11 protein-coding genes and 2 pseudogenes are annotated in these 19279 nt (G+C 33.4%); 11 read left to right on the top strand and 2 right to left on the bottom strand.

Annotation, left to right across the window (positions count from 1 at the left end; translation table 11 throughout):
• Window positions 1-65: 65 nt before the first annotated feature.
• The 3 genes from MKX45_RS07335 (at window position 66) to metF (ending at window position 3987) form a co-directional block, all read left to right on the top strand.
• On the top strand, window positions 66-719 hold the full coding sequence (locus tag MKX45_RS07335) for a metal-dependent transcriptional regulator (protein WP_015426483.1): 654 nt from the start codon (window positions 66-68) through the stop codon (window positions 717-719).
• Between the two features lie 153 nt (window positions 720-872).
• Window positions 873-3146: a 5-methyltetrahydropteroyltriglutamate--homocysteine S-methyltransferase gene (metE, locus tag MKX45_RS07330; RefSeq protein ID WP_340816957.1), complete on the top strand. Its 2274-nt coding sequence runs from the start codon at window positions 873-875 to the stop codon at window positions 3144-3146.
• The gene (gene metF / locus MKX45_RS07325) at window positions 3136-3987 is read left to right on the top strand and encodes a methylenetetrahydrofolate reductase [NAD(P)H] (RefSeq protein ID WP_015426481.1); all 852 of its coding nucleotides are present in this window, start codon (window positions 3136-3138) and stop codon (window positions 3985-3987) included. The genes metE and metF overlap by 11 nt, the downstream gene beginning before the upstream one ends.
• Before the next feature lie 344 nt (window positions 3988-4331).
• Here the strand turns inward: metF and MKX45_RS07320 are convergent.
• Window positions 4332-5489 (bottom strand): annotated as a pseudogene (locus tag MKX45_RS07320) (IS3 family transposase).
• 117 nt (window positions 5490-5606) lie between these two features.
• Here MKX45_RS07320 and MKX45_RS07315 point away from each other — a divergent pair.
• A complete protein-coding gene (locus tag MKX45_RS07315) occupies window positions 5607-6629 on the top strand; it encodes a 3-deoxy-7-phosphoheptulonate synthase (protein WP_340816956.1) in 1023 nt (340 codons plus the stop codon).
• Window positions 6630-6861: 232 nt separating this feature from the next.
• Window positions 6862-7963: pseudogene (locus MKX45_RS07310) on the top strand (lactate oxidase).
• Between the two features lie 59 nt (window positions 7964-8022).
• Here the strand turns inward: MKX45_RS07310 and MKX45_RS07305 are convergent.
• Entirely contained in the window at window positions 8023-9498 is a 1476-nt protein-coding gene (locus MKX45_RS07305; protein ID WP_015426478.1) for an alpha-amylase, read from the bottom strand.
• 237 nt (window positions 9499-9735) lie between these two features.
• Between MKX45_RS07305 and MKX45_RS07300 the strand changes: the two genes are divergently transcribed.
• From MKX45_RS07300 to glpO, 6 genes are all read left to right on the top strand, one after another.
• A complete protein-coding gene (locus MKX45_RS07300; RefSeq protein WP_057720610.1) occupies window positions 9736-10638 on the top strand; it encodes a hypothetical protein in 903 nt (300 codons plus the stop codon).
• Between the two features lie 227 nt (window positions 10639-10865).
• Window positions 10866-12815, top strand: a complete 1950-nt coding sequence (locus tag MKX45_RS07295; RefSeq protein ID WP_057720609.1) for a cation:proton antiporter — start codon at window positions 10866-10868, stop codon at window positions 12813-12815.
• 329 nt (window positions 12816-13144) lie between these two features.
• Window positions 13145-13852 carry a hypothetical protein gene (locus MKX45_RS07290; RefSeq protein ID WP_057720608.1) on the top strand — a complete coding sequence of 236 codons (708 nt, stop codon included), beginning with the start codon at window positions 13145-13147 and terminating at the stop codon, window positions 13850-13852.
• Window positions 13853-14121: 269 nt separating this feature from the next.
• Window positions 14122-15588, top strand: a complete 1467-nt coding sequence (locus MKX45_RS07285; protein ID WP_057720607.1) for a helix-turn-helix domain-containing protein — start codon at window positions 14122-14124, stop codon at window positions 15586-15588.
• Between the two features lie 314 nt (window positions 15589-15902).
• A complete protein-coding gene (gene glpK, locus MKX45_RS07280) occupies window positions 15903-17399 on the top strand; it encodes a glycerol kinase GlpK (RefSeq protein WP_057720606.1) in 1497 nt (498 codons plus the stop codon).
• A 35-nt stretch (window positions 17400-17434) separates the two neighbouring features.
• Window positions 17435-19264 (top strand): type 1 glycerol-3-phosphate oxidase, encoded by a 1830-nt coding sequence (gene glpO / locus MKX45_RS07275; RefSeq protein WP_015426472.1) that lies wholly within the window; start codon window positions 17435-17437, stop codon window positions 19262-19264.
• Window positions 19265-19279 lie beyond the last annotated feature (15 nt).

Here is a 19279-nt window from a genome sequence, read left to right as displayed (position 1 = left end):
CCCACTTTTATTTTACTTTGGTATAGTCTATGCTATAATTAAGTCAAGAAAAGTAAGGTAAAAAAATGAAAACATCAAAAAATGAACAAGACTATCTAAAGGCTATATATAGCCTAAAAAGTGAAAATAATGGATCTGTTAGTATTAATGCCATTGCTCAAAAATTATCAGTATCATCACCAAGCGCCACTGAAATGATTAAACGATTAGCCAAAAAAGAACTTGTTATTCATAAACCTTATTACGGGGTATCACTTACAGAATTAGGAAAGCACGAAGCACGATTTATTTTAAAAAGTCATCGAGTTTGGGAAACTTTTCTTTTTGAAAAGGTTGGGTATACAATGGAGGAAGTCCACGATGAAGCTGAAAATTTAGAACATGCTTCATCACCAAGGTTGATTGAATCTCTGTATGTCCTGATGGGCTATCCAGCAGCTGACCCTCACGGCTCAGAAATTCCTACAGAATCATTTTGGCTGAAAAATGAAGTGGAACTGACTCTTGACGAGACACAAGTTGAGCAAACCTACCATGTTACTGCAATAGAAGAAGAAGGAAAAAACTTTTTCAAAAAATTAGAAATTTCTCTTCCACATCTTATTAAAGTAATCGATATATTAGAAGATAAATCAATAATTATTAAAGAAGATCGAGAAAGCTCAATTGTTATTCCACCATTTTTACAGGATAAAATTCACTTAATGCAAAGAAGATAATGAAATACAAAAAGTCCAAGAAATTTACTTGGACTTTTATTATTTTCTGATTGACCTATAGTTTTAAACTATAGGTCATCATACTAAAAATGTATTATTAAAGTTTTATTAAATTTGATAAGATAGACCTATTAAAAATTGGAGACTATGACTATGAAAAAATCAATTATTGCTTTCCCACGTATCGGCTCAAACCGTGAATTAAAATTTGCTCTTGAAAAATATTTTCGTAAAGAAATTACAGAAGAAGAATTACAAACAGTAGCCAAAAAAATTCGGTTGGAAAATTGGAAAAGTCAAAAAGAAGCTGGAATTGACTCACCAATTTCCAATGACTTTTCTTTCTATGACCAAACCTTAGACCTATCAATTGCTCTTGGTGCAATTCCAGAGTCTTATAAAAATTTAGAATTAAGTGAACTAGATACCTTATTTGCATTAGCGCGTGGTTTCCAAGATGAACAAAATGACGTAAAAGCAAGACCGATGAAAAAATGGTTTAATACAAACTATCATTATTTAGTTCCAGAAATTAACAAAGATACGACTATTAAAGCAAATTTTTCAAAATTATTAAATGAATATAAGGAAGCAAAATCAGCTGGCTTTGAAACCAGACCAACAATTATTGGCCCATATACATTTTTAGTTTTAGCAGATTACAAGTCAGGAGCCACGAAAGATACAGTATTATCTGATGTTATTGTAGCTTTTCAAACACTACTAAAAGAACTTAATCAACTAGGAGTAGAATGGTTACAGATTGAAGAACCAGCACTTGTTTTAGACCAAACTGAAGAAGAAAAAAATTTATTTGTGAGTATTTATGAAGGACTACTTAAGAATAAAAACAACCTTAAGATACTTCTTCAAACATATTTTGGAGATGTTCGTGATAGCTATAAAGAAATAATAAAGCTTGATTTTGATGGTATTGGTCTTGATTTTATAGAAGGAAGAGATTCTTTAGCTCTTATTCAAAAATACGGTTTTCCCAAAGAGAAAATACTTTTTGCAGGATTAGTAAATGGAAAAAATATTTGGCGTAATAATTATCAAAAGACACTTGAGCTACTAACCGCTTTAGATGAAGTAGCAGATATCGTAATTAATACAAGCTGCTCTTTACAACACGTTCCAGTAACAGTTAAAAACGAAACTAAATTATCAAAAGAAATCCTTAAACACTTTTCATTTGCCACAGAAAAATTAAATGAAATTGATGAAATTTCCGATATTTATTTTAATAAAAACACTTCTTTTTTGAAGAAGAATGTCGAACTTTTTGAAAATGAAAGAGTTCGTGAAAATTCTCTACTTAAGCAAAAACTTGATAAATTAACAGAAAAAGACTTTACTAGACAACCGTCACTAGTCGAAAGACGAGCAAGTCAATCTCAATCGCTTAATTTACCACTTTTACCAAGCACAACAATCGGTTCATTTCCTCAAACGGCAGAAGTGAGAAAAGTTCGGCTACAAAATAAGCGAGGAGAATTAAGTCAAGCAGATTATGACACATTCTTAGAAGAAAAAATAAAAGAATGTCTTAAACTCCAAGAAGATATTGGATTAGACGTTTTAGTCCATGGTGAATTTGAACGAAATGACATGGTAGAGTATTTTGGAGAAAAGTTAGAAGGTTATGTTTTTACTCAAAAAGCATGGGTTCAATCTTATGGGACACGTTGTGTCAAACCTCCAATCGTGTGGGCTGATGTCACTAGACCGGAAGCTATGACCGTCCGTTGGTCAGCCTATGCTCAATCTCAAACATCTAAACCAGTAAAAGGAATGCTGACAGGTCCTGTAACGATTCTAAATTGGTCTTTTCCGCGAGAAGATATTTCGTTAAAAGCAAGTACTTTACAATTGGCATTAGCTGTTCAAGAAGAAGTGCTTGACTTAGAAAAAGCTGGCATTAAGATTATTCAAATTGATGAGGCAGCTTTGAGAGAAAAGTTACCTCTGCGTAAAAGTGATTGGTATAAAGAATATCTAGATTGGGCAATTCCTGCATTTCGTTTAGTTCACTCTAAAGTAAAACCGGAAACGCAAATTCATACGCATATGTGTTATTCTGAATTTGAAGATATAATTCCATCCATTGACGCGATGGATGCTGATGTAATTTCTTTTGAAGCAAGTAGAAGTGAGCTATCAATTATCGATGCATTAAAAGCTCACCATTTTCAAACTTTGGTTGGTCCTGGAGTTTATGATATTCATTCTCCAAGAATACCTAGCGTAAAAGAAATACAAAATCAATTAAAAAAAATATTGGGAAAATTACCAATTGAACAAGTTTGGGTAAATCCTGATTGTGGTCTTAAAACACGTGGTAATGCCGAAACGATTCCTAGTTTAATACACTTAGTTGAAGCAACTAAGAAGTTAAGAAAGGAAAAGGTTGAATATGACAAGTAATTCCAAAATTCTTTCTTTTGAAGTTTTTCCACCTACAACTCAAATTGGAAGTACCAACTTGGTAAAGACCTTGGATAGCCTAAGAACTCTCTCGCCAGATTTTATCAGTGTAACTTGTAGTAACAATAATTATGATAATATTGGAGATACAACTATAAAGTTTGCTGATTATGTAAACAATACACTAGATATTCCAGCGGTTGCTCATTTACCTGCCGCTTATTTAGATAAAGCTCAAGTGATCGAAATTTTGGAACGGTTAAAAGATAAACATATCAAAAAAATTCTTGCATTAAGAGGTGATATCAGCGACGAACCGATGAAAGATGATTTTAGATTTGCAAGTGATTTGGTTAAGTTTATCAAAGATTATGATGATAGTTTTGAAGTTTTAGGTGCTTGCTACCCCGATATTCATCCCGAATCAGTAAATCGAGTGAGTGATTTTCATTATTTGAAAGAAAAAGTAGATGCTGGTTGTGACAGATTAATCACACAACTATTTTTTGATAATGATAGTTTCTATGATTTTCAAGAACGATGCGCAATTGCTGAGATAAATACTCCAATATTCGCTGGAATAATGCCAGTAATCAATCGAAATCAAATTCTTCGTCTATTAAAAAATTGTAATACGCCATTACCAGAAAAATTCATTAGAATACTCGAAAAATATGAACATAACCCTATCGCTTTAAGGGATGCTGGAATTGCTTATGCCATCGATCAAATCGTTGATTTAGTAACAGAGGATGTTGCTGGAATTCACCTCTATACGATGAATAATGCAAATACAGCACACTCCATCCATGCTTCAATATCCTCTTTATTTACCGTATGATACATAATAAAATTTATGTAAAAAGAAATTTTGAAATAAAATTAAGAAAAAATAGATAAATAATTGACAAATCAAAAAATTTTAATTATACTAACTAATAATATTAAATATCGAGGTTCCAAAATGATTAACAACTTTAAAAAATTTTATTTTTTCTTTATGAATGATCCACATTAGTTTTTGGCTAATAAAATGTGGGTCCTCTTTGATGTTCGTTAATCATCTAGGGGATAAAGAAGACGTCCCCTGGGACGTCTTTTTTTATTATAAAGGAGGCACATAAAAAGTAAAATAGAAAAATTTATTGCAAGTAAAATATTATTAAGTGGACTAATGTCAAATATTTAGACACAAAATGAGCTATATTTTCTTAAAATAATTTTCTTCTTTCTGATTTGGAGTTAAACCATTGTTGGCGGAATGAGGATTATAATTGTTATAAAATTGTTCGATGTATTCAAAGCAAGAGAGTTGAACTTCTTGAATGGAGTGATAAGTTCTGCGATTAATTTCTCGTTGTTTAAGATACTTGAAAAAGACCTCAGTCACGGCATTATCATAAGGATATCCAGGCTTGGAGTAAGAAGCAAGCAATTGATGCTCATCTAATAGCTTTCTAAAGGAAGCTGACTTAAATTGACTGCCTTGATCAGAATGAAAAATGATTGGTTCTTTAGGTTTTCTTTTCTTTATAGCTATCTCTAAGGTATCACAGGCGAGTTTGGCATCAATTCGATCACTTACTTTCCACGCAATACATTTCCTTGAGTAGAGGTCAAGAATAGCACAGAGATAAATATGTCGTTTAGGTCCTATAGAAATATAAGTGAAGTCAGTTGTCCACACTTGATTTGGGGAGTTCGGGTTAAATTCTTGTTTCAGTAGATTATCAGAAGAAAATTCGGGCGATTTGTTTGAATAAAAACGAGGTTTAATGGTTGACATTTTAGGGAGTGTCATAGACTTGAGAAGTCTTAAGATACGCCCTTCAGAAATATTGACGCCATAATCACGCAGGAGAATAATTTTAAAAGCTCTTGTTCCGATTCTTTTCTTGGCTTTCATATAGATTTCAAGAAGTAATTTTCTCAAGCGTTGATTTTCTACTTCACGCTTCGAAGGCCTCTTGTTTATGAAGTTATAGTAGGTGGAACGATTGACATGTAAAACACGACAGAGCATAACTGTCGTGTGTTCAAATCGGAGTCTATAGATGGCTTTCAATCTTACTTGGAGTTTTGCATGAATATGGCACTCGCTTTTTTTAAGATCAGATTTTCTTCCTCTAGTTGGGCATTCCTTTTTTGTAATTTTTGAATCTGTTTAGCAGTCAACACCGTATTATCTTCAAGACGCACTTGAGAGTACTGCTTAATCCATTTTGCAAGTGCAGAAGAAGATACCCCATAATCTTTACAGAGTTCAGTTTGTGTTTTACCAGTTTGATAGAGATTAACGAGCGATTGTTTGAAATCCTCGTCGTAACGTTTAAAACCTGACATAAAAGTCCTTTCATTTTTGTGTCTTAATAGACAGATTATAACACACAATTTTCTGTCCACTTTTATAGTATAGCTCCAAAGTATTTTTATTAAAAAACGATAGAAAAAAGGTAAAAGATGACTTTTAAAGAACTCAGTAACAAAATTAACATTAAAGATGTAAAAGAGCTAAATCATTTAAATGATGTGCAGCGAGAAAAGAAAGAAAAACGTGATAAGGAACTTGAAGCGATAATTAAGGGTGAAGATGATAGAATTCTCTTAGTCATTGGCCCCTGCTCATCAGATAATGAAGCTGCAGTTTTAGAATATGCTCACAGATTGTCAAAACTTCAAAAAGAAGTAGAAGATAAAATTTTTATTGTGATGCGTGTTTACACTGCAAAACCACGGACAAACGGAGATGGCTATAAAGGTCTCATTCATGAACCTGATGCAGATGGACACACAGACCTTATCAATGGGATAAAAATGGTTCGCGACCTTCACTATAAAGTAATTACTGAGACTGGTCTGACTACAGCAGATGAGATGCTATACCCAGAAAATCTACCATTAGTTGATGACTTAGTAAGTTACTATGCGGTTGGCGCTCGCTCAGTTGAAAATCAACAACATCGCTTTGTTGCCTCAGGAATAGATGCCCCAACAGGGATGAAAAACCCGACATCAGGGAATTTAAAAGTTATGTTTAATGGAATGTATGCGGCCCAACAATCTCAAGATTTTCTATTTGGAAATGCTGAAGTAGAAACATCAGGAAATCCATTAGCTCATGCCATCCTTCGTGGGGGACAAGATGAAAATGGTAAAAACCATCCAAATTACTATACAGATAATCTTCTTGAAAGTATCGAAATATACGAAAAAATGGGCTTAAAAAATCCATTTATTGTTATTGATACTAATCATGATAACTCTGGGAAGAAGTATATGGAACAAATAAGAATTGTTCGTCAAACATTAGTCAATCGTAATTGGGATGAACAAATTCATAAATATGTCAGAGGATTTATGATTGAATCATATCTTGAAGAGGGTCGTCAAGACAAACCAGAAGTATTTGGAAAATCAATCACTGACCCATGTTTGGGTTGGGATAAAACAGAAGAACTTATTAATGAAATTTATAATTCGTGATTGTAAAATGAAAAGAGGAGGAAGGAAGATTAATAGGAAGCTTTCATTATCACACCATCTTTTAGTATAAATAATATAAAAGAGTAGTTTTGCTACTTTTTTAATTTATCTTTTTATATAAGTTTTAGTTTATTAAAAAATAAATCTTTCATTTGTGTATTTTTTTAAAATAAGATGTATAATGTATTTATCATCTACAGATGTAAACTTTACGAAAAATAGGAGAACTAAGATGACTTATAAAACTAGTACTGAAAACAAAGCGTTAGAAATTGTAAATGTTAAATCACTTGAAGGTAAAGTGAAACAAAGTATGGAGGCTGCGGGAAATAAAGGTGCCTTTGGGTATATCCGTGGTGGCTCTGAAGATGAGTGGACACTGAATGAAAATACATCAGCATTTAACAAAAAACAAATTATGCCTCGAGTATTAAGAGGAGTTGATTCTGCAGATTTAAGTACCTCACTCTTTGGTATAAAATTAAAAACACCAATTATCTAAGCACCAGTTGCCGCACAAGGCCTTGCTCATGCAGAAGGAGAAGTTGCAACAGCAAAAGCGATGGCTGAAGTTGGCTCAATCTTTTCAATTAGTACTTATGGAAGTACATCAGTGGAAGATGCTGCAAAAGCTGCACCTGGTGCTCCACAATTTTTCCAACTGTATATGAGTAAAGATGATAAATTTAATGAATTTCTTTTAAAAAAAGCTGTAGATGCCGGGGTTAAAGCAATTATTTTAACCGCTGATTCAACACTAGGTGGCTATCGAGAAGAAGATATTGTCAATCATTTCCAATTTCCTTTACCAATGCCAAATTTAGCAGCTTTTTCGGAAAGTGATGGAACTGGCAAAGGAATCAGCGAAATTTATGCAGCAGCAAAACAAGGACTTGTTTTAGAAGATATTCAAAAAATTAAAAAAAATAACTAATCTTCCTGTAATTGTTAAGGGGGTTCAATCTCCTATTGATGCAGATGACGCCATTAACGCCGGGGCAGACGGTATCTGGGTTTCAAATCATGGGGGACGACAATTAGATGGAGGACCTGCTTCAATTGATGTCTTGCCCCTCATCGCTAAAAGAGTTAATCATCGAGTTCCTGTTATTTTTGATAGTGGAGTTAGACGTGGGGAACATGTCTTCAAAGCTTTAGCACAAGGAGCAGATGTTGTTGCGGTAGGTCGTCCAGTTCTTTATGGTTTGAATTTAGGGGGAGCCAAAGGTGTTCAATCTGTTTTTGAACACTTAAACAAAGAACTAAGTATCACTATGCAACTTGCTGGAACAAAAAATATTGAAGAAATCAAACATACCTCATTGATTGACTAATAGTTCAAATAAAAAAGTACCTTATAGAGGTACTTTTTTTATCCTATTTGATAAAATAGTTAGTTTTGAAAGTTTATTTGATCAATTTTTGAAACAATTTCCTTATCTACCCAAACCGAAACACTTCCATCATTGACGTAAAATTCAGCTCCACCATTTTGATCCAGCGTAATAGGTATTTCATGTCTTCCAAATAAATCTATATAAACTTTACCTGCATACGCCTTATCAATTATCATATATTTTGAGCCACCATTTTTATTAGTTAAAATACATGATAATCCATATTCCTTATTATCTATTTTTAAAATATTTGTCCATCCAATAATATCAGGATGATCAAAATAATCATTTTCCCTTAAAAACTCAGAGTCCTTACGCAATGCTATCATAGTTCTCAAGTTATCACCTACAGGATTAACATTACGTGAGGGTATTCCATATAAATCTCCCCAAAAGACAGTAGGAGTTCCTTTTTTGCGAAGTAAAATTAAGCTATAAGCGTGCTCTTTAAACCAAGCTGGAATCCAAGATTGAAGAGCCTGTCCTTCTTGAGTATCATGGTTATCAACAAAAGTGACCGAGAGTTCTGGTTGGCTGGCAGTGAGTGTGTGATCAAAAAGAGTACGCATATCAAATTCTCCATTGGTTGAAGAGGCTTCTTTCATATTAAAATGTAGTGGTACATCAAATAATTGTATTTTATCACCAGATTGTTCAAGATAATACTCTAATTTGCCAAGATCATCAGACCAGTACTCTCCAACAATAAAAAGTTTTTTATCTAATTGCTTTGCTCTCTGTTCAAGCCATTTATCAAAATATTTGAAATCAATATGTTTAATTGCATCTAATCGAAAACCATCAATTTTTGTCATTTCTGAAAACCAATGTCCCCATTTTTCAAGTTGTTCTACTGTTTCGGAAACACTAAAATCAAGATCAGCCCCCATTAAATAATCAAAATTATTATTCTCTGAATCTACATTTTCATCCCATTCATGTCCTTCAAATTCAAGAATTTCTTCTTGATTTTTCCTTTCGTCATAATCAATTCCCGTAAAGTTGTGCCAGGTCCATATATAATTGTCGTATTTTCCTTGTCTTCCTGGAAATGTAAATTTGGTCCAAACTTCAACAGTTTTATTATTTTCGATGTTATGAAGATGATTATCTTCTGCTTTAATATCAGCTTCAATAGTTTCTGTTTCATCAGCACCCATCATGTGATTAAAAACGATATCCGCATACACTTTAATATTGTTATGGTGTAGTGTATTAATTAAATCAAGATATTCATCTTTAGTCCCATATTTTGTAGGAATTGTCCCTTTTTGATCAAATTCCCCTAAGTCGAATAAATCATAGGTCCCATAACCAACATCTTCAACTCCAGAAGCTGCCTTGGAAGCTGGAGGTAACCACAATCCTGAAAATCCTAACTTTCCTAAGTCAGGAATATTCTCTTTTATATTATTCCAGTGCTGAGAATCTGAGGGTAAATACCATTCAAAAGCTTGAAGGATTGTTTTCATAAAATCATTTCTCCTTTTTCAAATTGATACAATTCTTTTCTAAAAACTAGCGCTATTAATAATTAGTATACACAAAAAGGAATCTGAAAGACAGCAGAATGTTTTAGAATTAATTAGAATATTCAAAAATATAATACTATCATCATTGGTGAATGTATTTTTTGTAAGACGATATTTTTGAATATTCTGAAATTTAATCATACAATGAATTTATACTGAATTGAAAGGAGTTAGAACATGAAAGAAATTTCTTACAGCAAAATACTCTTAGTAGCTAAAAATGCACATCTTTATTTTTTCGATTCCTTAAATAATATTGATGTAATTTCAGGACGCCGATTAGTCCATTTTATAAAAAGTGATGTGGGAAAGCACCGGCTTGCCCGTTATCAGCTTATTATATTTTTAGATTCTGGTTTTAAAGCTAACTATCCTAATATTATAAAGGATTTTACCGAGGCAAAGATGATTCTATTTTTTTGGAATCATTTGACTCAAAAATATATTGATTTGCTGCACACCTCTAGAGAAATAGGAGTAATTGATTCCTACTATAGTTTTGACCCTATTGAAGCAAAAAAATATGGGCTCTATCATAATTCTACTTTTTATACTCCTTGTATAAATTTACCTCTTCAAATACCAGATTATGATTTGTTTTTTGGAGGAAATGATAAAGGAAGAACTCAACTTGCACATGTTATTTTAGATAAATGTGCCAGTTTAGATATTTCAATATTACTTTATATCATTAATGGAGAAAAAGGTTTTAAAAATAAAGGATATTTACCCTATCCAAAATTTTTAGAGTTCTTAATTAATAGTAATGGTATTCTTGAAATTATGCAAGAAAACCAGACAGGTTTGACCTTGAGAACAATGGAGGCTATTTTCTTTAAGAAAAAATTAGTTACAACAAATAAAGCCATCAAGCATTACCTATTTTATCATCCTGATAATATTTTTATTTTAGGAGAGGACTCAATAGAGAACTTATCTAATTTTTTGGAAAAAGACTATCATCCGCTAGAACATGATAAAATCAATTTTTTTGAAAGCCAAAACTGGTTAGATAGATTTTTATTTCCTGAAAAAGAATTACTAAATATTGAATATCGAGATAGTTTACTGGATGGTTAAAATGTTTAGCAAAATCATGACCAAATCAAAATAAATAAATAAAAAGACGTCAAAATAGATGTCTTTTTATCATTATATTATAAATATAAATAACTAATTCAATATTTTTATATACTATGAAAATGACAAATCGTCTTGTATATTTCATAATTTTTAATACTAGTCTTGGAAACCCAATCTTGAACATGTTATACTGTAAGAGTATAAAAATTAGGAAATGGTGTTTTATGTCAGCTATTAGTTTTATTGCTGTGATGATGATTGGTGTTATCGGAGCAAATATAATCAAAGAGTTTTTTCCACAAATTTCAGAAACTTTTATCTTGATTGGTGTGGGCCTTATTTTGAGTTTCCTACCAGAATTTCAAAATTTTGAATTGGAGCCAGAGTTTTTTATGATGTTAATCATTGCTCCATTAATGTTTTATGAGGGAAGTAAAACTTCATTAAAAAAAGTACGTAAAAATTTTAGAGGAATATTTTTTCTATCAATTACTTTAGCAGTGGTAACTGTACTTTTGGTAGCAGTGCTTACGAATAATATAATGGGTAGTTGGATTTTTCCTTTAGCTATCTGTTTTGCAGCAATTGTAACGCCAACAGATGCAGTTGCTGTAAAGTCAATAATTTCCGGAAAGAAAATGCCCGAAGGGGTTAATGAAGCAGTTGAATTTGAATCTTTATTTAATGATGCAACAGGGTTAGTTTTACTGAGCTTAGGATTATCTGTTTTAGAGAGTGGGCATTTCAGTATTTGGGAAGGACTTGGTCGCTTTATATTTGTCTCAATTGGTGGAATTATAATTGGTTTAGTTATCGGTGCTCTACTGGTACGAATTAGGACGGCAATCAATCTCAGAGCAACTCGGCCAGAAGCTACCATAATTCCTATTTCAATTCTGACCCCCTTCTTTATTTATTTGTTAGCAGAACATTTTGGAACTTCCGGTGTCCTAGCTGTTGTTGCTGCTGGGTTGATTCATAACTTTGAAGGAGATATGCTCAAACTGACTTCAACAAATGTTCAATTAACGAATAATACAATCTGGGAGATTTTAAGTGATATTCTGAATAACTTTGTTTTTATTCTCTTGGGTGTAAGTCTATTTGGAATTTGGGACATTTTTAAGTCACTTGGTTGGAAAGAATCAATTGTACTATTTTTGATAAGCGTTTTAGTTTATTTGCTTATGCTATTTATAAGAAAATTTTGGACTAATAGAAAAAGAAATAAATCAATCGAACACTTTTTCTCTGATGTTAAAGAAGAGCGTAACAGTGATTCAACAATTTTTGCTTTGTCAGGAGCCCATGGAACAATGACATTAGCAATGGCTTTCTCTTTACCTTTGAATACTAGTATTTTGAGCAACGAGAACAGGGAAATTATTATTACAATGGCCGCTATTGTTATTCTTTTAAGTCTTATTGTACCAACACTGATTCTGCCAAAATTATTACCGGCACTTGGAGATGAAAGTTCTGATAATATCAATCAGGTTCGTAACGATATGGTTGATTATGCGATTCTTCATATGGTAGAAGAAATCGAGGATAGTAAAGTTCGTAGTAGTCTTACCAAACAACTACAATCACAAAAGGGATTACAAATTCCTGACCATACCAAGAGTAGTAAATTAATGGACGAGATAATAAGTTGGCAGGAAACATTACTTGATACAACAACTATAAAAGCACAATTTTCATCTAAAGTTATTGACTATTTTAGAATTTATCTAGAAAACAGTAGTAAACATTCAACTGGTAAGAAAATAAGACGATTATTCTCCAAAAGACGACGTGGCAGAAGAGTAGATTCAGTAGAAATGCAAGAATTTGCGACAATAAGAACTGATATAAGCCGACTAGAAAGCAGTTTATATCAACAAACAATCGAAAAATTAAGTTCTCTTGAAAAAGAGCGATCAGAAAATAAGATAACTGACTTTAGTGATATTGAAGAAGTAAAACATATTTTGGAAAATAGACATTACCGTATTCGTAACGAAATTCAAGAAGATACAATTATTCCAAACGAATTACTCATAGAGGCTTTTCAACTTGAATATCAATTTGTATTGAACCAGGTAAAAACTGATGTAATTTCTAAAGAAACAAGTAATAAACTTTTTAAAGAGATAAATAATGCTCAAGTTTTACAATTACAGAAACAATAAAAAGCCTATTGAGGCTTTTTTCTAAAGTAACTAAATATATTACCAATAAAGTTGATTCGCATGGTTCATAGCAACGATAAACGATTATGTTCCATCAAACAGTCGTAGGATCATTACCCTCTTTATTAGAACTCAGTTGATTACTGGTAATTATCAATTCTATTTGCTGGAATATGCTTGTGTTGGACAAAAGCTTATGATGTTGGAGTGTCTTTATTATTTCATTGATAATAATAAAATCAGTCTGTAACAAGTAATGGATGCCTAATGAATTTACAAAAATTTAAAAGATTGTTGCTAGAGAAATTGATACATGGAGGTAATGATCGATGAAATTAATACTATCATCAATTTTGTTAGGATTCGGTGGATTTGATCCAGTGGGAGCAGTGCTTATAATGGCTGCACTAGCAAATGGAACAAAGAAAAAACAAGTATATTTATTTTCTTTAATGGCTCTACTTTCCACGGTCGTTTTCGGATTAATATTTTCATACGGTACTAGTATAAGCTTGAATTATTTTATAGATATAATGAATCATATTCCAAATATGGCTTATGTATTTACCGGTTTTTTGATATCCATTGTATGTGTAGCTTGGTTTATAAGATCTACCTTACTGAAAGAAAATAAAGAAAGAGTAGATGATCAGAAAGAATCGAAATTTATGAAATTTGCAAAGAGAAGTATGCCACTTGCAGGTTTTATTTTTGGGTTTTGGGCTATGTCAGATCCGACTTTTTGGGCGGAGGTGGCACTAAGTGCAAAAGAGGGGAATATACTATTAACAATATTATGTTTAACAATTTGGATGTTGTTAGGACAGATTCCTTTATATACTTTAGTAGTATCATTAATATTTAATATCTATGAAAAATTGATTAAAATAGCAAGTAGTTATTTAGATAAAAATAACCGAAGAAAAAAATTAAGTAATGTCACTAGAATAATAATATCATTATTTATATTAGGTATTGGTATTTATTTTTTTATTGATTCATTGGTATATTTACTAAAAGGGATTTGGTTATATTAGTTTATATATTATCGTGAATTAATATAAAACATGTTTAGTGTTTGATAAACAGATTATAATCTAAGTTTATCTAATCACTTTTATAGTTTAGTCGCAAAATATACAAGTTTAAAAGAAGAATAAGGCTTTTGGTCATATTCTTTTTAGTGTCCAATTTACTATGTTCATACTGAGCAATTTTTAATAACAAAATATAGTGGAGTGATAAAATAGAATGAGAATATGAAAACTCCTACAAAAAATATTAATTTAGAAAAAGAGGAACAGCTGTGAATATTGAAGTTTTACTTGAAAAAAAAGAACAAATACAGGTTAAGATTTTACGTCAGTTGTTCCTCAAACATGATAAGCTAACTGCGCAGGAACTGTGTGATTGGGTAAACCTCTCTCGACCTTCGGTTCAGAGTTATTTGGAGGATATATCTTATATAGGACGGATGATTGGGGAACCCATGGAAGTTATTCGTCAGAACAATAAACTCGTTCTAAACATGTCGGAATCACAAACCTTAGATGAAGTCATCAGTTTTTTAATCCAAGATAGTATCAAATATCGCCTGATTCTCTTATTTTTAGAACAAAAAAATTACATGATTTTTGAATTAGCAGAACTCTTGCTACTCAGTGAATCTACTTTGTTTCGCAAAATCAAAGAACTCAATAAACTTTTATTGGAATTTGATATTCAAATCAAAAATAATAAATTGATCGGAGAAGAAAGTCAAATTCGCTATTTTTACTATCTGTTATTTGATTCGCTTCACCCTAAATTTCGACCAGATTTGCTCCAAGTCACTAAGTTTCAGGTTGAATTTGTACAGCAACTTGAAGAAACATTAAAAGTAAATTTTTCCGAAAGTAGCAAAGATAAACTTTATCGGTGGTTGGCAATCACAGAAAGAAGGCGGAAACTTACAGATATCCAAATTACTAAATCTTTGGAAATGAAGAAAATATACCAAGATGATCATCTCTATCAACTATTGGATTCTCTTTTTTATCAACATATTTATGATAATCAGAGTAAGGATAACTGTGAGACAATTTTTTTCTACAGTTTTCTCCAATCTTTTTTCATTCTAGATAAAGAAAGTTATTACCGTTTTGATATTTACCGCAGTAAAAAAATTCCAACTGTCCTCTTGAATATTTCATTAAGAGAGCGAATGTTAAACCACTATCGTCCTCATCGTTTAGGTTTCGAAGAGGAGAAAGCCATCAGTTATCAGTTAGCTCAAGTAAACAATAAATTCACCTTTTTCCAAGGTAGCCTCTTTACCAAAATTCAAGAAGATTTGATGCTGCATAAACAAAACTGGGTTGATAAGAGTTTTCAAGATTTACTGGATAACCTCAAAGATATTGCTTTAAGTTATATTCCCAAAGAGCAAGATTTACCAGAACTCATCTTTGGTTATCGCAATGCCCTAATGCTGCTGGAGCTCTTATCTGCTCAACAATTGACGGTGGCTTATGATTTGTCTGATACACCTGCCTATCAAATCCCGATGGAACACTATCTGAAAAATCACCTCAGATCTGTTGAAAAGATAAAATTAGAGCATTATCAAGAAAGCCAGAGTTATGATCTACTTATCTCAAGTAAAAGAAATGACAGTCGAAAGTTTGTCTATATACTTTCCGAGTTTTCCAGTGATTATGATTTTGAAGAGTTATTGTCGCGTATTGAAAACTTAAAAAAAGAAAAATTTCAAAAAAAAGCAATTTTGAATTAAGAATAAAACACGAAAGAGGGGTGCTCTCCTCTTTTTTTATGTTTTCACGTGAATATTATTTTACATTTATGAAGATATTACTGCGGTCCCATTATTTAGCATTTTCTCACTGAATTTATTACAGAATAGATGAAGAATTAAGAATAGCAACTCAAATAAGGTTAAAATTAAATTGGGGTAGAGACTCCCTCTCGAATCTGTTGTTTATTTTCGACTGCCAATTTTTTTTTGAATTTGATAAAAAATGAAAGTTTCTATTCGTTTTAAAATGCTATAATATAAATTATAGAAAGCGTTTACAAAGGAGAAACAACATGACAGAAACTTCTTACATTATGGCAATTGACCAAGGTACAACAAGCTCAAGAGCTATTATATTTGATAAACAGGGTAAACACATCGGAAGTTCCCAAAAAGAATTTACACAGTACTTTCCTAAAGAAGGTTGGGTGGAACATGATGCCAACGAAATTTGGAACTCTGTTCAATCTGTTATCGCAGGAGCATTTATCGAATCTGGTATTAAGCCTGTGCAGGTTGCTGCTATTGGTATTACTAACCAACGTGAAACAACCATTATCTGGGATAAAAAAACAGGTATACCAATCTACCATGCCATCGTTTGGCAATCACGTCAATCTGCCGATATTGCAAACGGTCTTAAAGATGGAGGACATGATGAACTATTCCACAAAAAGACAGGACTTATTGTCGACTCATACTTTTCAGCTACAAAAATTCGTTGGATTCTTGACCATGTTGAAGGAGCACAAGAGCGGGCTGAACGAGGTGAGCTGCTCTTTGGAACAATTGATACATGGCTTTTATGGAAGTTGACAGATGGCGATGTACATTATACAGATTACTCTAATGCCAGCCGTACTATGCTCTACAACATTCATGAGTTAAAATGGGACGAAGAAATCCTGAAAATTCTGAATATCCCAGCTTCAATGCTTCCAGAGGTTAAATCAAACTCAGAAGTTTATGGTGTGACTAAAGGCTTCCATTTCTTTGGATCTGAAGTACCAATCTCAGGTATGGCTGGTGACCAGCAAGCTGCATTATTTGGTCAAATGGCCTTTGAACCAGGGATGATTAAAAATACTTATGGTACAGGTTCATTTATCGTTATGAATACAGGTGAGAAACCACATATTTCCAAAAATAACATGCTCACAACAATTGGCTATGGTATTAATGGAAAAGTTTATTATGCCTTAGAAGGAAGTATCTTTGTTGCAGGTTCATCAATCCAATGGTTACGTGATGGTTTAAAGATGTTGGAACGTGCCAGTGATTCTGAAGAAGTTGCACTCCAGTCTATGAATCAAGATGAAGTTTATGTGGTTCCAGCTTTTGTCGGCCTTGGCGCACCATATTGGGACCAAGAAGCGCGTGGTGCAATGTTTGGATTGACACGTGGAACGACAAAAGAAGATATTGTAAAAGCGACCTTACAAGGCATAGCTTATCAAGTCCGTGATGTAGTCAGCACTATGAAAGAAGATACAGGAATCGATATGTCTGTACTCAAAGTAGATGGTGGCGCAGCAAATAATGAATACCTGATGCAGTTCCAAGCTGATATCTTGAATATCCCTATTCAACGTGCGGGAGATCTGGAAACGACAGCGCTCGGTGCAGCCTTCCTTGCAGGTCTTGCAGTTGGTTTTTGGAAAGATCTAGAAGAACTCAAAGAATCTTATGAGCCTGGCAAAATTTTCCAAACGCAGATGCAAGAAGAACGTAGAGAAGAACTCTATGCCGGTTGGAAAAAAGCTGTGAATGCAACACGTGCTTTCAAATAATAATCAATCAGACAGTAACATAAAGGAGAATAGAAATGGCTTTTTCTAAAAAAACAAGACAAGAAGCAATCACAAAAGTTCAGAATGAAGAAATGGATTTACTCATTATCGGAGGTGGTATTACTGGTGCTGGACTGACTTTACAAGCGGCAGCCACTGGTATGAAAGTTGCTGTGCTTGAAATGCAGGACTTTTCAGAAGGAACATCGTCACGCTCAACGAAACTCGTGCATGGGGGTATCCGTTATCTAAAAAACTTTGATGTCGAAGTCGTTTCCGACACTGTTTCAGAACGTGCTGTTGTTCAAAGTATTGCGCCACATATTCCTAAGCCAGACCCGATGTTACTTCCTATTTACAATGATGAAGGCAAAACGACTTTTGATATGTTTTCTGTGAAAATCGCCATGGATTTGTATGATCGGTTGGCAGGTATTGATGAAGGTTCTCCATATGCCAACTATACCATCTCACCAGAAGAAGTGCTACGCCGTGAGCCACTGATCAAAAAAAAGGGTTTGCAAGGTGCAGGGGTTTATCTTGACTACCGTAACAATGATTCACGTTTGGTGATTGACAATATTAAAAAAGCTGTTGAAGACGGCGCAAAAGCCATCAGCAAGATGAAAGTGATTGATTTTATCTATACTGATGGACAAATCTCTGGTGTTCGGGCGCGTGACTTATTGACAGATGAAGTCATTGAAGTAAAATCTAAACTTGTGATTAACACAAGTGGTCCTTGGGTAGATAAGATACGTTACTTGAACTTCACTCGTCCGATTGTGCCAAAAATGCGTCCGACAAAAGGAGTCCATCTCGTTGTTGATGCTGCCAAATTACCTGTGCCTCAACCAACATATTTTGATACAGGAAAACATGATAAACGTATGGTTTTTGCTATTCCACGTGAAAATAAAACATATTTTGGTACGACAGATACGGATTATCATGGGGACTTTACCGATCCCAAGGTTACTCAAGAAGATGTGGACTACCTTTTAGATGTCATCAATTTCCGTTATCCTGGAGCAAATATCACGATTAATGACATTGAAGCTTCATGGGCTGGATTGCGTCCATTGCTAGGTGGGAATTCGGGTTCAGACTATAACGGAGGTGATAACGGTGCAGTTTCTGAAACTAGCTTTAACGCTGTCGTAGAGGCCGTGCTTCGCTATAAAAATAAAACAGCAACTAAAGCCGAAGTAGAGCATTTATTGAATAATATGGAATCAAGTCTTTCAGAAAAAGGGGACGCGCCATCTTCAGTTTCTCGTGGGAGTTCACTTGAACGTGAGAGTGATGGTTTGATTACTTTAGCTGGTGGGAAAATCACTGACTACCGTAAAATGGCAGCAGGTGCTATGGAGCTTATCTGCCAGCTGCTTGTTGAGGACTTTGATTTGAAATATGAACCAATCGACTCTAAAAAATACCAGATCTCTGGTGGTGAATTTGATCCAACTAAGGTTGAAGAAGTCGTTGCTGAAAACATGAAAATCGGTGTTGCTGCAGGTCTTACAGAAGAGGAGTCGAAATACATAGCAGACTTTTATGGCATGAACGCACTCCAAGTATTTGCCTATGCTTCTGAAATGAGACCTTATGAAGGATTATCTTTAGCAGAATCAGCCCGTCTGCGCTATGCGCTTGAGGATGAAATGATCTTGACACCGGTAGACTACTTGCTTCGTCGTACTAACCATATTTTATTTATGCGTGAAAGTGTAGATACAATCAAAGTTCATGTTGTCAATGTCATTGCGGACTTTCTCGGTTGGTCAGTAGAAGAAAAAGCAGAACAAGAAAAAGCTTTGGAAAAAGCGCTTCGTGAATCTGACTTATCAGACTTGAAGAAATAAAAATAGTTCGAAGAT

Source organism: Lactococcus sp. FSL W8-0209 (assembly GCF_038006585.1).
GTDB lineage: Bacteria > Bacillota > Bacilli > Lactobacillales > Streptococcaceae > Lactococcus > Lactococcus lactis.
The sequence above is the reverse complement of the archived record's forward strand: the minus strand, read 5'-3'. Positions and strand labels throughout refer to the sequence as shown.

What these genes read in the sequence shown, in the direction of transcription:
- MKX45_RS07335 (WP_015426483.1), top strand. Translation starts at nt 66, where the DNA reads ATGAAAACATCAAAAAATGAACAAGACTATCTAAAGGCTATATATAGC.
- metE (WP_340816957.1), top strand. Translation starts at nt 873, where the DNA reads ATGAAAAAATCAATTATTGCTTTCCCACGTATCGGCTCAAACCGTGAA.
- metF (WP_015426481.1), top strand. Translation starts at nt 3,136, where the DNA reads ATGACAAGTAATTCCAAAATTCTTTCTTTTGAAGTTTTTCCACCTACA.
- MKX45_RS07315 (WP_340816956.1), top strand. Translation starts at nt 5,607, where the DNA reads ATGACTTTTAAAGAACTCAGTAACAAAATTAACATTAAAGATGTAAAA.
- MKX45_RS07305 (WP_015426478.1), bottom strand. Translation starts at nt 9,498, where the DNA reads ATGAAAACAATCCTTCAAGCTTTTGAATGGTATTTACCCTCAGATTCT.
- MKX45_RS07300 (WP_057720610.1), top strand. Translation starts at nt 9,736, where the DNA reads ATGAAAGAAATTTCTTACAGCAAAATACTCTTAGTAGCTAAAAATGCA.
- MKX45_RS07295 (WP_057720609.1), top strand. Translation starts at nt 10,866, where the DNA reads ATGTCAGCTATTAGTTTTATTGCTGTGATGATGATTGGTGTTATCGGA.
- MKX45_RS07290 (WP_057720608.1), top strand. Translation starts at nt 13,145, where the DNA reads ATGAAATTAATACTATCATCAATTTTGTTAGGATTCGGTGGATTTGAT.
- glpK (WP_057720606.1), top strand. Translation starts at nt 15,903, where the DNA reads ATGACAGAAACTTCTTACATTATGGCAATTGACCAAGGTACAACAAGC.
- glpO (WP_015426472.1), top strand. Translation starts at nt 17,435, where the DNA reads ATGGCTTTTTCTAAAAAAACAAGACAAGAAGCAATCACAAAAGTTCAG.